The 13663-nt window shown below is 68.0% G+C and carries 15 protein-coding genes; 2 read left to right on the top strand and 13 right to left on the bottom strand.

What is annotated here, in order from left to right; all coding sequences use genetic code 11:
* Positions 1-68: 68 nt before the first annotated feature.
* From HF203_RS14810 to pyrG, 13 genes are all read right to left on the bottom strand, one after another.
* Positions 69-575, bottom strand: coding sequence for a hypothetical protein (locus tag HF203_RS14810; RefSeq protein WP_210424804.1), 507 nt, complete (start codon positions 573-575; stop codon positions 69-71).
* A 108-nt stretch (positions 576-683) separates the two neighbouring features.
* Entirely contained in the window at positions 684-1718 is a 1035-nt protein-coding gene (locus HF203_RS14805; RefSeq protein ID WP_168670863.1) for an MlaD family protein, read from the bottom strand.
* Entirely contained in the window at positions 1715-2467 is a 753-nt protein-coding gene (locus tag HF203_RS14800) for an ATP-binding cassette domain-containing protein (protein ID WP_168670862.1), read from the bottom strand. The genes HF203_RS14805 and HF203_RS14800 overlap by 4 nt, the downstream gene beginning before the upstream one ends.
* Positions 2464-3615, bottom strand: a complete 1152-nt coding sequence (locus HF203_RS14795; protein ID WP_168670861.1) for an MlaE family ABC transporter permease — start codon at positions 3613-3615, stop codon at positions 2464-2466. The genes HF203_RS14800 and HF203_RS14795 overlap by 4 nt, the downstream gene beginning before the upstream one ends.
* Positions 3608-4342 carry a cobalt ECF transporter T component CbiQ gene (gene cbiQ, locus HF203_RS14790; RefSeq protein WP_168670860.1) on the bottom strand — a complete coding sequence of 245 codons (735 nt, stop codon included), beginning with the start codon at positions 4340-4342 and terminating at the stop codon, positions 3608-3610. The genes HF203_RS14795 and cbiQ overlap by 8 nt, the downstream gene beginning before the upstream one ends.
* Positions 4343-4351: 9 nt before the next feature.
* A complete protein-coding gene (cbiM, locus tag HF203_RS14785) occupies positions 4352-4978 on the bottom strand; it encodes a cobalt transporter CbiM (RefSeq protein WP_168670859.1) in 627 nt (208 codons plus the stop codon).
* A gap of 103 nt (positions 4979-5081) precedes the next feature.
* Entirely contained in the window at positions 5082-6143 is a 1062-nt protein-coding gene (gene truD, locus HF203_RS14780; protein WP_168670858.1) for a tRNA pseudouridine(13) synthase TruD, read from the bottom strand.
* Positions 6140-6610: a 2-C-methyl-D-erythritol 2,4-cyclodiphosphate synthase gene (gene ispF / locus HF203_RS14775; RefSeq protein ID WP_168670857.1), complete on the bottom strand. Its 471-nt coding sequence runs from the start codon at positions 6608-6610 to the stop codon at positions 6140-6142. The genes truD and ispF overlap by 4 nt, the downstream gene beginning before the upstream one ends.
* Before the next feature lie 69 nt (positions 6611-6679).
* The gene (ispD, locus tag HF203_RS14770; protein ID WP_168670856.1) at positions 6680-7390 is read right to left on the bottom strand and encodes a 2-C-methyl-D-erythritol 4-phosphate cytidylyltransferase; all 711 of its coding nucleotides are present in this window, start codon (positions 7388-7390) and stop codon (positions 6680-6682) included.
* The gene (ftsB, locus tag HF203_RS14765) at positions 7387-7683 is read right to left on the bottom strand and encodes a cell division protein FtsB (RefSeq protein ID WP_168670855.1); all 297 of its coding nucleotides are present in this window, start codon (positions 7681-7683) and stop codon (positions 7387-7389) included. Before ftsB ends, ispD begins: the two co-directional genes overlap by 4 nt.
* 59 nt (positions 7684-7742) lie before the next feature.
* Complete coding sequence (gene eno, locus HF203_RS14760) at positions 7743-9020, bottom strand: phosphopyruvate hydratase (RefSeq protein WP_168670854.1); 1278 nt, start codon at positions 9018-9020, stop codon at positions 7743-7745.
* Between the two features lie 85 nt (positions 9021-9105).
* Positions 9106-9951 carry a 3-deoxy-8-phosphooctulonate synthase gene (kdsA, locus tag HF203_RS14755; protein WP_168670853.1) on the bottom strand — a complete coding sequence of 282 codons (846 nt, stop codon included), beginning with the start codon at positions 9949-9951 and terminating at the stop codon, positions 9106-9108.
* Positions 9951-11594: a CTP synthase gene (pyrG, locus tag HF203_RS14750; protein ID WP_210424803.1), complete on the bottom strand. Its 1644-nt coding sequence runs from the start codon at positions 11592-11594 to the stop codon at positions 9951-9953. Before pyrG ends, kdsA begins: the two co-directional genes overlap by 1 nt.
* Before the next feature lie 254 nt (positions 11595-11848).
* On the opposite strand from pyrG, the gene HF203_RS14745 reads away from it, so the two are divergent.
* Together HF203_RS14745 and fnr are read left to right on the top strand one after the other, a co-directional pair.
* Entirely contained in the window at positions 11849-12283 is a 435-nt protein-coding gene (locus HF203_RS14745; RefSeq protein ID WP_168670852.1) for a sulfur globule family protein, read from the top strand.
* 210 nt (positions 12284-12493) lie between these two features.
* A complete protein-coding gene (gene fnr / locus HF203_RS14740; protein ID WP_168670851.1) occupies positions 12494-13252 on the top strand; it encodes a fumarate/nitrate reduction transcriptional regulator Fnr in 759 nt (252 codons plus the stop codon).
* Positions 13253-13663 lie beyond the last annotated feature (411 nt).

Below are 13663 nucleotides of genomic sequence, written 5' to 3'. Positions count from 1 at the left end.
GTTCAATCCATGCTGGCGGCTGGCGGCTGGCGGCTGGCGGCTGGCGGCTGGCGGCTGGCGGCTGGCGGCTAACGCCGGGTCTCGAAGCGGAAGGGGGCGACCAGCAGGCCGTCCGGGGTCTCGAGTAAGACCCGTGCCTCCCAGCGCATCAGGGTACGCGCGCAGACCGGGAGCATCCCCTTACCGGCGAAGCGTCCCGCACCGAGCGGATCGAGGGTGATGCGGTTGTAGCCCATCTCCATATCGACACCGGCGAAGTCGACCGCAACGCTCTCGACCTCACGCTCGGTGACGGCGACCTGCAGGCGTAGCGGCGTGATCAAGGGGATCGGGTCGTGAGGCGTAACCGCCAGCCGCACCGCACCACCACCAGGCAGTGCCAGGTCACACGCCCGCGTGGCGAGATCACAACCGGGATCGGCACTGATCCAGCGCGCATCGGGGGCAATCCCGGTGAGCAGTCCACGCACCGCGAACCATGTGGCCGGCACCGCAACCAACACCGCCAGCACGGTCCAGATCAGGATCGGGCGAGCCCGACGTCGTCCATCCATCTTGACTCGGGTCTCAACCATGACAGCCCCCTCCGTCGCGACCGCCAAAACATTAGAAAAAACTTATATACAAACCAGGCCGGCGCCACACCAACACCGCCAGCCATCGCCCACGATCGAGCCTGCTCGCTACTTGCCTCGCAGCAGCGCCTCGGGGTGGCGCTGCAGGTAGTCGGCCAGCCCACGCAGCGCCCGCGCCGAGCGCGTCAGCTCGGCGAGGGCGCGATCGAGTTGATGCCGAGTGGCGCGCCCGTCGGCGATCAGACCGTCGAAATCGCGCAATGTCCGCCCGGCCTGCGCCAGGGTCGTGATCGCCGCCCCGGCCACCGGATCGACCTGGGCCTCGAGCGTCGTGGCCAACTGCGTCAATGCCGTACTGGTCTCACCGAGTCGGAGCGCCACTGGCACCACCTCGGCATCGACACGCCGCGCCAACCGCTCATAGACCCCGAGGGTGCGATCGAGGCGCCCCACCAGGGGGTCGACCTGTCGCTCCAAGGTCTGCGCCAGGGTGCGGATCTCGGTCAGGGTGGCGTCGAGGTTGCTCACCAGCGCGCCGGCCTCTTCCGAGTCGAGCAGGGTGCCGAGACCGCGCAACGCCCCGGTCGCTTCATCGACCAGGGCATCGAGGCGCAGGTTCCCCAGCATCTCGCCGAGTTGGTCGCGCACCGCCGGCAAGGCCGGGACCACTACCACATCCTCATCCTCGGGCGCGACATCGGGGTCGGCGACGGCATTCAGTGTCGGGTCGAGGTTGAGCGCGATCACGTATTGACCGGTGACGAAGCTCAGCGACTCGAGCCGGGCGTACAGCCCACGGCGCGCCACCAGGTCACGCAACACCGCCCGCGCATCGCGTGGTTCGGTGCCCTGGCTGATCCGCACCCGCTCGGGCCAGACCTCGTAGTGCACGGGGATGCGCACTGCGTCATCGGTCGGCGAGAAATCCAGCTCGACGGCGGTCACCTGTCCCACCGTCACCCCCTGAAACTGCACCTCGGCGCCAGCCGACAATCCCTGCACCGAACCAGGGAAATAGGTCAGCAAGGCCACCCGGTCACGAAACAGCGCGCCACCGCCGAACAGGATCAGCGCGAGCACGAACAGCGCCAGCGCGCCGAGCACGAAGGCACCGATCAGGGTGGGACTGGCACGACGGCTCATGCCGCCCCCCGGCGCAAGAAGGCGCGCACCCGCGCATCATCGGCATGCTCGCGCAACCAGCGCGGATCGCCGGTGGTGAGCATGGTGCCGCGCTCGGCATCGAGGAAGACCGCCTCGTCGGCGATGGCGAAGATGCTCGCCAGATCATGGGTGATCACCACCATGGTGGCGCCGAGACTGTGCTTGAGCTCGACGATCAGCTCGTCGAGCAGCCGCGCACTGAGCGGATCGAGCCCGGCCGAGGGCTCGTCGAAGAACAGCACCTCGGGGTCGAGCGCCATCGCCCGCGCCACCCCGGCGCGCTTGCGCATGCCACCGCTGATCTCGGCCGGATAGAGCGCCCCGCACCCGCCCAGCCCGACCAGCGCGAGCTTGTAATCGACCAGCTCGCGGACCTGGCGCGGCCCAAGATCGGTGTACTGCTGCAACGGCAAGGCCACATTCTCCTCCAGCGTCATCGAACTCCACAGCGCCCCGCCCTGGTACATCACCCCGTGACGGCGGATACGACGCGCGCGCGCCGCCGGCGAGGCCTCCCAGAACGACTCGCCGTCGAACAGGATACGCCCAGCCAGCGGCGCCAGCAGTCCGGTCATAGCGCGCATCAGCGTGCTCTTGCCGCAGCCGCTGCCACCCATGATCACGAAGATGTCGCCGCGCCGGATCTCCAGGTCCAGATCACGCTGCACCGCACGCCCGCCATAGCCGACGCTCAACCGCTCGAGACGGATCTGTGCCGCCTCGCTCACAGCCCCACCGCGTCGAACAGCACCGTCAGCACCGCTGCGGCGATGACGATGTGGAGGATCGCGGTGACCACCGCCGAGGTGGTGGTGGCGCCCACCGCCGCCGCATCGCGCCCGCTCTGCATCCCGCGCAGACAACCGGAGACGGCGACCACCGCGCCATAGACCGCGGCGCTGATCAACCCCTGGACGAAGTGGTTCCAACCCACCGCGTCGATGGTCTGCACCGCGTACTCGGTGGGGTTGATGCCACCGACCACAGCGGCGGCGAAGGCCCCGCCGAGGATCCCCATGAGATCGGCATAGAGCGCCAGCAGCGGGGTCATCGCGATCAGCGCGAGCAGCCGGGGCAGCACCAAGAACTCGACCGGGTCGATGCCGAGGGTGCGCAGCGCGTCGATCTCTTCGTTGGCCTGCATGCTGCCGAGCTGGGCGGCGAAGGCCGCGCCGGTGCGCCCGGCGAGCACGATGGCGGTGACCAAGGCGCCGATCTGCATCACCACCGCCAGTCCCACCAGGTCGGCGACATAGATGCGCGCGCCGAAGCGCGCCAGCTGCTGATCACCGATATAACCGAGGATCAGCCCCACCAAGAAGCTCACCAGGCTGACGATCGGTAGCGCTTCGGCGCCGACTTGCTGCACGATCAACCAGAAATCGGCGTAACGCAAACGCGCCCGCCCCCGCACCAACCGCCCCAGCGCCAGCACCACCTCACCGACGAAGGCGAAGAGCGCTGCGGCAGCGCCAGCGACCGCGATCACCCGTTCACCGAGCCGCGCCAGCCCCCGAGGCCGCGGCGCAGCAACACGCGGCGACTGCATCGGCACCGCCTCGGCGAGCCGGAGCAGCGTCTCAGCCCCCTCGGGCAAGCCCGCCCCCACCACCTCGATGCCTTGCGCCCGGCAATGGGCGCGCACCGCCAGCAACAGGCTCGGCAGACTCGAGTCCCACGCCCCCAACTCGACACTGTCGAAACCCAGACGCCGCACCGCGCTCATCCCTCGCAGTTGCGCCAGCAGCGCATCGGCGGCCGGAAGCGCCGCCCCCAGCCGCCAGTCACCGGCGAGGCGCAACACCACCCCGCCCTCACCGTCGACCAGCTCGGCACGGGCCGGGCGGTATTCACGTCCTGCGCTGCGTTCAACCATGTCCCAACACCACCAGCGCGCCGAGCAACAGCGCGAACCCGATCGCGAACCCGAGATCGGCAGCCCGCAACGGCGCCAACTCGGGCAGAGGCATGCGCCCCGCATACCCCCGACAGCGCATCGCCGCACTCACCCGTTCGGCGCGCTCGAGTGCGCGCACCAGGATCATCCCGATCAGAAAACCATAGCTGCTCAGGGTATGAAAATCGGTGCGGGGACGGAAGGCTCGCGCCCGCATCGCCACGCGCAGACGCCTCTGCTCACGCTCGAGCACGTCGAGATAACGCGCGCTGAGCAACACCAGCTCGACCAGCGCCAGCGGAACCCGTAGCGCCCGCAGCGCCGCCGCGAAGCGGCTCACCCCCAGCCCCGAGAGCAACGCCAGCGAGACCAGCGCCACCGCCGTCGCACGCACCGCGATCATCCCAGTGAGAAGCGCCCCCTGCTCGGTGAGGGTGATCGCACCACCCTGCCACAGCACCTTTCCCGGCACGGTGAAAGGCAGCAGCGCCAGGGTGAGCAGCAGCCCCCCCTCGAAGAGCAGCAGCAGACGCAACAGACGCCGCACCGCAACCCCCGCCCACGCCACCAGCAAGCCCCCACTGAGCAGGGCGACGAGCAGCGCCGACCAGCGCTCCAACCCCACCACCAACACCGCGAAGGCCAGGGTGCAGCACAGCCGGATGCGGGCATCGGGCCAGCACACAACGGCGCCGCAGTCGTTCATTGTCTCGCCCTAGACGGCGGACGCGGGCGCGACCAGCAGCTCCGGACGGACCGTCCACAGCAGTCGCAGCGCGGCGGCCGTCACCACCGCCTCGAGCACCGCCACTGGCAACTGCGCGAGCAGCGCCAGACGCGCCGCCGCCCAGAACCCCTCGCCGCTGGCCGCCAGCGCGCCGGCCACCAGCAACGCCGAGCCGATGAAGGCCAGGGCGCCGACCGCGGCGCCGAGCGACAGCAACGCCCAGGATGAGGCCGCACGCGGCAACCGCGCCAACAATGCGCGACCGCCGAGCCCGACGAGCAACGCCGGCAGGGCCAGATTGAGGGTATTGGCCCCGAGCACGGTCAACCCGCCGTAGCCGAACAACAGCGCCTGGAGCAACAGAGCGACACAGATCGCCGGGAACACCGCCCAACCGAGCAGCAGCCCCATCAATCCGGTCAGCAACAGGTGCGTGCTAGTCGGCCCCAGCGGGATGTGGAGCAACGAGATCGAGAAGAAGGCGGCGGTGAGCAGCCCGGTGCGGGCGATGGTGGTCTCGTCGAGGCCACGCAGCCCGAGACCGACCCCGACCAGTGCAAGACCGGCCGAGCCGAGCAAGACCGGCATGGCGAGGACTCCGTCGACGATATGCATGGCAGGCGGGTCCGGAGAACCAGGGTATCGAGAGCGGAATGAACGCGACCGTATCACCGCCGCCGCGCGCCCGTCCAGCCGCGCGCGGGACAGCGACCCGCGGCTAGGACGCCGTGTTCCAGTCCTCGATCAACTCACGCAGCAGCGCCGTGGCATAGGCCCCGGCGGGCAACTCGAAGGTCAAGCGCACCCCGTCGTCAACGATCTCGGCGACGAGGTCGAACACCGGCAGACGCAACGCGCGCCGCTCCTGCACCAGCCCCGCAGCGGCCAGGCCCTCGGGCCAGCCGGGGAAGGCCGCCGCCACCGCCTGCTCGCGCGCCAGCACCGTGTCCTGAGTCGGCGGCGCGCCCTCGCCCCACAGCGGGCCGGTGGGGTGCACATCGAGCCGGGCGCAGCGCGCCAGCAGCGGCTCGTCAACGCTCTCGACAGCGAAGTGCGAGTTGCAACCGTCGAGCTGCATGCGATCCCCGGCGAGCGGTCGATCCCAACAGTCTTCAGCCACCCGCCCAGCGAGCACGGTGTTGAACAGCTGCGAACGCGCCGCCGACAGCCACAGACCGCGCACATGGCGCGACACCCGCGGCACCGGCGCCCCGCTAAACAGCGCATGGGCCTGGACGAGATTACCGCCATCGCGCCCGAAGCGCTGTTCGCCGAAATAATTGGGCACGCCGCGCGCACCAATCGCCGCGACCCGCTCGGCCAGGGCCTCGGGGGCGGGAGCGAGGTCGCGCACCAGGATACGGAAGCGATTGCCGATCAACGCACCACGCCGCAGCTTGCGTCGATGGGCGTGGACCTCCAGCACCTCGATGCCGTCGGCGGCAAGCACCGACCAGTCGGGCACGCCGTCGCGCGGGCGCGGCAGCGAGAACCACTGCCAGGTGACCGCGTGACGGTCCTTGAGCCCGGCATAGCCGACCGCCGAGACCGCCACCCCGGCGCAGGCGGCCAGCCGCCGCGCCGCCCACTCGGTGTTGGCCTCACGCTTGCGCACCCACAGCAGCAAGTGCTCGCCGTCGTCGTCGGGTTCGAAGGCGAGCTGTTCCTCGACCTGGAAGTCCTCTGGCTCGACCCGCAGCCGGCCGCGCCCGAGCGGCGCGCCATAGGCGCGCGGCAGGCGCGCGAAGGGGGTGCACTCAGGCAGCGGCGGCTGGTTCATTCGACCAACAGCACCGAGGCCGAGGCGGCAATGCCCTCGCCGCGCCCGGTGAAGCCCATCTGTTCCATGGTGGTGGCCTTGACGTTGACCCGCGCCAGGTCGCACTGCAGGTCCCCGGCGAGCACCTCACGCATGGTGTCGATATGAGGCGCGAGCTTGGGCTGCTGGGCGATCAGCGTCATGTCGGCATTGTGCACCCGCAGACCGCGCTCATGCAGGCTGGCGATCACCCGACGCAGCAGGATGCGGCTGTCGATCCCGGCATAGGCCTGATCGTTGTCGGGGAAGTGACGGCCGATGTCGCCGAGCCCGGCGGCGCCGAGCAGGGCGTCGCACAGCGCATGGATCAGCACGTCGCCGTCGGAATGGGCGGTCAGCCCCAGCTCGTACGGGATCTCCACACCGCCGAGCACCAGCCGGCAACCAGGGGCGAAACGATGGGCGTCGAAGCCCTGACCAATCAACATGGAGCGCATTCTCCGAAGGCAGGTTGAAGGAAACCGGGGCGCATCCGGCACCCCGGAGACAGCGCAGGATCAGTCGATCCGGCCCTGCTGCTGCAGATGGAAACGGGCCAGTGCCAGGTCCTCGGGACGGGTGATCTTGAGGTTATCCGATTGCCCCTCAAGCAACCGCGGGGCCAGCCCCAGCCGCTCGATCGCCGAGGCCTCGTCGGTGACCAGCGCGCCCTCGGCGAGCGCCTGGCGCAGCGCCTGACGCAGCGTCCCGAGGCGGAACATCTGCGGGGTGAAGGCGTGCCACAGGGCGCTGCGCTCGACGGTGGTCTCGATCCGACCCTCGGCGCCGGCGCGCTTCATGGTGTCGCGCACCTGCACCGCGAGGATACCGCCGACCGGGTCATCGGCCAGCCCCTCGAGCATGGCGTCGAGATCCGTGCGACGCAGACAGGGACGCGCGGCATCGTGCACCAGCACCCAGTCGTCGTCGGTCGCATGCGCGCTCAACGCCTCGAGCCCGTTGAGCACCGAGTTGCAGCGCTCGGCGCCACCCGGGGCACGGATCACCTGGGCATGGGTGGCGTGACGGGTCTCGGGCCAATAGGGGTCGGCGGGATCGACGGCGACCACCACACCGGCGATGGCCGGGTGGTCGACGAAGCACTCGAGGGTGTGTTCGATCACCGTCTGACCGGCGAGATCGAGATACTGCTTGGGGATGGCGCTCCCCATGCGCCGGCCGACGCCGGCGGCGGGGATCACCGCCCAGAAGGCGGGTGTGGCAGTCAATGCGGGGGCTCCTCGGAGGGGCGAGGTTCGATCACCTGCAGGAAGGTCTCCCCGGGCTTGATCATGCCGAGTTCGGCGCGGGCGCGCTCTTCGAGCGCCTCGAGCCCGCTACCGAGATCGACGACCTCGGCGCGCAACTTGGCGTTGCGCACCCCGAGGCGCTCGAGCTCGCCGCGCTGCGCGGCGATCTCCTGACGCAGCGCGGCGAGTTCGGCCTGGCTCCCCTCACCGACCCACAGCCGGTACTGGAGCGCCAGTAGCACGAACACCAGCAATACCATCAACGGACGCATCGGCAGGGTGCTCGAGGAGGTCGGCCCAGGGCGGGCTCAACGGCGGCCGTGGCCGTCGCTCACAGCCACTTGAAGGCGTCGCGACCGGCGTAGACGGCCTCGTCGCCGAGCTGGTCCTCGATGCGCATCAGCTGGTTGTACTTGGCGATGCGATCGGAGCGCGACAGCGAGCCGGTCTTGATCTGACCGGTACCGGCGGCAACCACCAGGTCGGCGATGGTGGTGTCCTCGGTCTCGCCGGAGCGGTGCGAGACCACCGCGGTGTAACCGGCATCGTGCGCCATGGCGATCGCCTCCATGGTCTCGGTGAGGGTACCGATCTGGTTGACCTTGATCAGGATCGAGTTGGCGATGCCCTTGTCGATGCCCTCGCGCAGAATCTTGGTGTTGGTGACGAAGAGGTCGTCGCCGACGATCTGCACCCGCGCGCCGAGCCGCTCGGTGAGCGTCTTCCAACCGTCCCAGTCGCCCTCGGCCAGGCCGTCCTCGATGCTGAGGATCGGGTAGCGATCGACCCAAGACTCGAGCAGGTCGACCATGCCCTCGGCGTCGAGGGTGCGCCCCTCGCCCTTGAGGTGGTACTGGCCGTCCTCGTAGAACTCGGAAGCGGCGACGTCGAGCGCCAGGAAGATGTCCTCACCGGCCTTGTAGCCGGCCTTCTCGATCGCCTCGAGGATGACCTCGATGGCCGCCTCGTTGGAGGCCAGGTCGGGGGCGAAGCCGCCCTCGTCACCAACGCTGGTGGCCAGACCACGGGCGTGCAGCACCGACTTGAGCGCGTGGAAGACCTCGGCGCCGTAGCGCACCGCCTCGCGGATGCTCGAGGCACCCACCGGCATGATCATGAATTCCTGGAAGTCGACGCTGTTGTCGGCGTGTTCACCGCCGTTGATGATGTTCATCATCGGCACCGGCAGCCGGTAGGGGCCGCTCGAGATCGAGCGGAACAGCGCCACCGCCTTCTCCTGCGCGGCGGCGTGGGCGTTGGCCAGCGACACCCCGAGCAGGGCGTTGGCGCCGAGCCGGCCCTTGTTGTCGGTGCCGTCGAGCTCGAGCATACGGCGGTCGAGCGCCTGCTGATCGAGCACATCCATCCCGACCACGGCCTCGCGCAGCTCGCCCTGGATATTGGCCACCGCGGTGCGCACACCCTTGCCGCCGAAGCGGCCGGCATCGCCGTCACGCAGCTCCAACGCCTCGCGCGAGCCGGTGGAGGCACCCGAGGGCACGATGGCGCGACCGATGGCGCCATCGGCGGTGATCACATCGGCCTCGACGGTCGGGTTGCCCCGAGAGTCCAGCACCTCGCGGGCACGGACATCGACGATTTCGGACATGCTTCGATTCTCCTCAGAAATTAGGATCGATGATGAATTCTGGGGTGTCGGGGCGCAAAGGGGAAGCACGCACCCGACCCGCGCCTCAGCCCGACGCGCCGCCGCCAGCCTCGATCAGACCGCGACCCTTGACCGTGCGATCGAGTTCGACCAGGGTCTCGAGCAGCGCCTGCATCTGTCCCAGAGGCCAGGCGTTGGGGCCGTCGCTGAGCGCCTGATCAGGGCTCGGGTGGGTCTCCATGAACAGCCCGGAGACACCGGCGGCGACCGCCGCGCGCGCCAGCACCGGCACGAACTCGCGCTGGCCGCCCGAACTCGTGCCCTGGCCGCCGGGTAACTGCACCGAGTGGGTGGCATCGAACACCACCGGGCACCCGGTCTCACGCATCACCGCCAGCGCGCGCATGTCCGAGACCAGGTTGTTGTAGCCGAAGGAGGCGCCGCGCTCGCAGACCATGATCTGCTGGTTGCCGGTGTCACGAGCCTTGTCGACCACGTGCTTCATGTCCCAGGGGGCGAGGAACTGCCCCTTCTTGAGATTGACCGGCTTGCCCTGCGCGGCCACGGCGCGGATGAAGTTGGTCTGACGGCAGAGGAAGGCGGGGGTCTGGAGCACATCGACCACCGCCGCGACCTCGTCGAGCGGGGTGTCCTCGTGCACGTCGGTAAGCACCGCCACACCGATACGCTGGCGCACCGCTTCGAGGATCTGCAGGCCACGCTCGATGCCGGGGCCACGGAAGCTGCCGAGCGAGGAGCGATTGGCCTTGTCGAACGAGGACTTGTAGATGAAGGGGATACCGAGCGCGTCGGTGATCTCCTTGAGCCGCCCGGCCGTCTCCTCGGCCAGCCCCGCGCTCTCGATCACGCAGGGGCCGGCGATGAGAAACAGCGGCCGGTCGAGCCCGACCTCGAAGTGCGCCAGGCGCATCAGTCCTCCTGCCCGCCGGTGAGCTGGCGCTGCTTGAGCGCCGCCTCGACGAAGCCACGGAACAGTGGGTGGCCGTCACGCGGGGTCGAGGTGAACTCGGGGTGGAACTGGCAGGCGATGAACCAGGGGTGATCGGGGATCTCAACGATCTCGACCAACCGGTTGTCAAGCGACCAGCCGGAGAAACGCATCCCCGCATCCTTCATCTGGTTGAGGTAGCGGTTGTTGAACTCGTAGCGGTGACGATGGCGCTCACGCACCTGCGCCTTGCCGTAGACACTGCGCGCCAGGCTGCCCGGCTCGAGCCGGCAGTTCTGGCCACCCAGGCGCATGGTGCCACCAAGATCGCCGTCGGCCTCGCGGGTCTCGACCCGACCCTGATCGTCACGCCACTCGGTGATCAAACCGATCACCGGGTGCTGGGTCTTGGGATCGAATTCGGTGCTGTGCGCCCCCTCGAGCCCGACCAGGTCGCGGGCGTACTCGATCACTGCCACCTGCATGCCGAGACAGATGCCGAGATAGGGCACGCGGTTCTCGCGGGCATAGCGCACCGTGGCGATCTTGCCCTCGACGCCGCGCTCGCCGAAGCCGCCTGGCACCAGGATGGCGTCGAGCCCCTCGAGACACTCGGTGCCCTCACGCTCGACGCGCTCGGAGTCGACATAGACGATCTCGACCTTGGTCGAGGTATGGACCCCGGCGTGCGCCAGCGACTCGGAGAGCGACTTGTAGGCCTCGGTCAGGTCCATGTACTTGCCGACCATGCCGATGCGCACCGCGTGCTTGGGGTGATCGAAGCCGTCGAGCACCCGATCCCACTCACCGAGGTCGGCCTCGGGCACGTCGAGCTGGAACTGACGCACCACCAGGGCATCGAGCTCCTGGGCGTGGAGCAGACGCGGGATACGGTAAATGTTGTCGGCGTCCACCGCCGAGATCACCGCCGCCACGTCGACGTTGGTGAACAGCGCGATCTTGCGCCGCTCGTCCTCGGGCAACAGGTGCTCGGCGCGACACAGCAGGATGTCGGGCTGGATGCCGATCGAGCGCAACTCCTTGACCGAGTGCTGGGTCGGCTTGGTCTTGATCTCGCCGGCGGTGCGGATGTAGGGCACCAGGGTCAGATGCATGAACAGCGCGTTCTCGCGTCCCTCCTCGACGCGCATCTGCCGGATCGCCTCGAGGAAGGGCAGCGACTCGATGTCGCCCACGGTGCCGCCGATCTCGACCATCGCGATATCGGCACCCTCGGCGCCGAGCCGGATGCTCTTCTTGATCTCGTCGGTGATGTGCGGGATGACCTGCACGGTGCGGCCCAGATATTCGCCGCGGCGCTCCTTGCGCAGCACGCTCTCGTAGATCTGGCCGGTGGTGAAGTTGTTGTTGCGCCCCATGCGGGTACGCAGAAAACGCTCGTAATGGCCGAGATCAAGATCGGTTTCGGCCCCATCGTCGGTCACATAGACCTCACCGTGCTGAAACGGGCTCATGGTGCCCGGATCGACGTTGATGTAGGGGTCGAGCTTGATCATCGTGACCTTCAGGCCACGCGCCTCGAGGAGTGCGCCGAGCGATGCCGAGGAAATGCCTTTTCCCAGCGATGAGACGACACCGCCGGTGATGAAAATATACTTTGTCATATGGAAGCAGGAGGGAGTCGAGGGCGGTCGCCCGAATGCCCGGACAAACTACCAAAATCGCGCCCTCGGCTCAATCCGAGCCGCACCACCCGCCCCCGCACACCGTCGTACACAGCCAGAAAACCCCTCAACTTCACAAAGCCGAGCGCGCCGCGTATATTCCGCTTGCGCCTCGTCTCGCAGACCGACGCACCCCGCCGTCCAGGCGGGCGGACCACAACGGCTGAAGCATTTCAATCGTCAGGAGTGGCAATATGCATAAGCTTGCGAAAGTGATCGGTATCGCCGCCATCACCGGTACCGCTGCCTTCTCGATGAACACCGCCCAGGCATGGTGGGGCGGCCCCGGCTGGGGGGGCTACGGCCCGGGCTACGGAGGCTACGGCCCGGGCTACGGCTCCGGCTGGGGTGACTGGTTCAACGACATGTTTGGAGACGGCTGGGGCGACTTCAACATGAACATGAGTGGCGGCGGACGTGGCTGGGGCCGCGGGCGCGGCTGGGGTCGTGGCTACGGCTATGGCTACGACTACCCCTACTACGGCCATGGCCCCTATGGCTACGGCGCCCCCTATGGCTATGGCATGCCCTACGGCTATGGCGCCCCCTACCACGGCGGCGTCCCCTACGCGCCCTACGGCGCGCCCCCGGCAGCACCCGCCGCACCGGCCGAGAGCAGCTCCAAATAAGCATCACGCCGGCGCCCGCGCGGGCGCCGCGTCGACAACGGGCCGCGCCAGCATTGGCGCGGCTTTTTTGTGGCTCCTCCGTCGCCGTTACGGGTACGCCGAGGGCTTAACCGGCTTGTAATCCTGGGTGGTTCCGGTTAAAAAGAGGATATTTGATCCAGATCAACACGACCACTCATTCCGGGTGTGTCGGCGGAAAGGTGTGTTGTCGTGAGCCAGCGAAAAGTGGTGTCTTTAGAGACGATTCGAGTCGCATGCAAGAATTGCACACTCTCGTCCCTGTGTCTGCCCATGGGGCTGACCTCGGAGGACATCGAGCGGCTCGACGAGATCGTCAAGCGTACCCGTCCACTCCACCGGGGCGACTTCCTGTTTCGCGACGGTGACCGCTTTCGTTCGCTCTACGTGGTCAAGACCGGTTCGGTGAAGACCTTCGCGCCCAGCCCCGAGGGCGGCGAACAGGTGCTCGGCTTCCATCTGCCTGGCGAGATCATCGGCCTCGACGCCATCGACAAGGATCAGCACGCCTGCTCGGCCAAGGTGCTCGAGACCTCAGCGATCTGCGAGATCCCCTTCCAGCGGCTCGAGGAACTCACCAGCGCCATCCCCAGCCTGCAGCACCAGATGTACCGGCTGCTGAGCAAGGAGATCGGCCACGACACCGATATGCTGTTGCTGCTCGGCAAGAAGAACGCCGAGGAGCGCCTCGCCGCCTTCCTGCTCAGCCTCTCGCAGCGGCTGCACAAACGCGGGCTCTCCCCCTCCGACTTCTATCTCAGCATGTCGCGCCACGAGATCGGCAACTATCTCGGACTCGCGGTGGAGACCGTCAGCCGGCTGTTCACCCGCTTCCAGGACGATGGTCTGATGCGCGTCGACCGCAAGCACATCGAACTGCTCGACCTGCCCGCACTCGAGGCGCTGGTCGGCGGCAACGGCCAAGGTCGGCGTCAGAATCAGCAGCGCTGAACGCACCGACTCCCTCCTTTAAATCCCCCCGTTCTCCAATCCCCCCTATCCCCCCTTTTCCAAAGGGGGGACTCGTGCGACTGATTCCAAAAAGGGGGGGGACTCGTGCGACTGGTTCCAAAAGTGGGGGACTCGTGCGACTGGTTCCAAAAGGGGGGACTCGTGCGACTGGTTCCAAAAGGGGGGGACTCGTGCGACTGGTTCCAAAAGGGGGGACTCGTGCGACTGGGCTCGCCCCATCATCCTAGCTCCCCTTTCCGAGGCCCTCCCCCTTATCAGCGATTCCGGATCCTTCCCTTTCAGGGCCCTCCCCTTCCAGGGACTCAGGACCCGCTCCTTTCTGGGGTTCCCCCTTTCAGGAATTCTGGATTCTCTCCTTTTCTGGGGTTCCCCCCTTTGAAAAAGGGGGGG

Source organism: Marichromatium bheemlicum (assembly GCF_012276755.1).
GTDB classification, from domain to species: domain Bacteria; phylum Pseudomonadota; class Gammaproteobacteria; order Chromatiales; family Chromatiaceae; genus Marichromatium; species Marichromatium bheemlicum.
The sequence above is the reverse complement of the archived record's forward strand: the minus strand, read 5'-3'. Positions and strand labels throughout refer to the sequence as shown.

Excerpts from the sequence above, each read along its gene's own strand:
- HF203_RS14810 (WP_210424804.1), bottom strand. The coding sequence starts at position 575 with ATGGTTGAGACCCGAGTCAAGATGGATGGACGACGTCGGGCTCGCCCG.
- HF203_RS14805 (WP_168670863.1), bottom strand. The coding sequence starts at position 1,718 with ATGAGCCGTCGTGCCAGTCCCACCCTGATCGGTGCCTTCGTGCTCGGC.
- HF203_RS14795 (WP_168670861.1), bottom strand. The coding sequence starts at position 3,615 with ATGGTTGAACGCAGCGCAGGACGTGAATACCGCCCGGCCCGTGCCGAG.
- cbiQ (WP_168670860.1), bottom strand. The coding sequence starts at position 4,342 with ATGAACGACTGCGGCGCCGTTGTGTGCTGGCCCGATGCCCGCATCCGG.
- cbiM (WP_168670859.1), bottom strand. The coding sequence starts at position 4,978 with ATGCATATCGTCGACGGAGTCCTCGCCATGCCGGTCTTGCTCGGCTCG.
- truD (WP_168670858.1), bottom strand. The coding sequence starts at position 6,143 with ATGAACCAGCCGCCGCTGCCTGAGTGCACCCCCTTCGCGCGCCTGCCG.
- ispF (WP_168670857.1), bottom strand. The coding sequence starts at position 6,610 with ATGTTGATTGGTCAGGGCTTCGACGCCCATCGTTTCGCCCCTGGTTGC.
- ftsB (WP_168670855.1), bottom strand. The coding sequence starts at position 7,683 with ATGCGTCCGTTGATGGTATTGCTGGTGTTCGTGCTACTGGCGCTCCAG.
- eno (WP_168670854.1), bottom strand. The coding sequence starts at position 9,020 with ATGTCCGAAATCGTCGATGTCCGTGCCCGCGAGGTGCTGGACTCTCGG.
- kdsA (WP_168670853.1), bottom strand. The coding sequence starts at position 9,951 with ATGCGCCTGGCGCACTTCGAGGTCGGGCTCGACCGGCCGCTGTTTCTC.
- pyrG (WP_210424803.1), bottom strand. The coding sequence starts at position 11,594 with ATGACAAAGTATATTTTCATCACCGGCGGTGTCGTCTCATCGCTGGGA.
- HF203_RS14745 (WP_168670852.1), top strand. The coding sequence starts at position 11,849 with ATGCATAAGCTTGCGAAAGTGATCGGTATCGCCGCCATCACCGGTACC.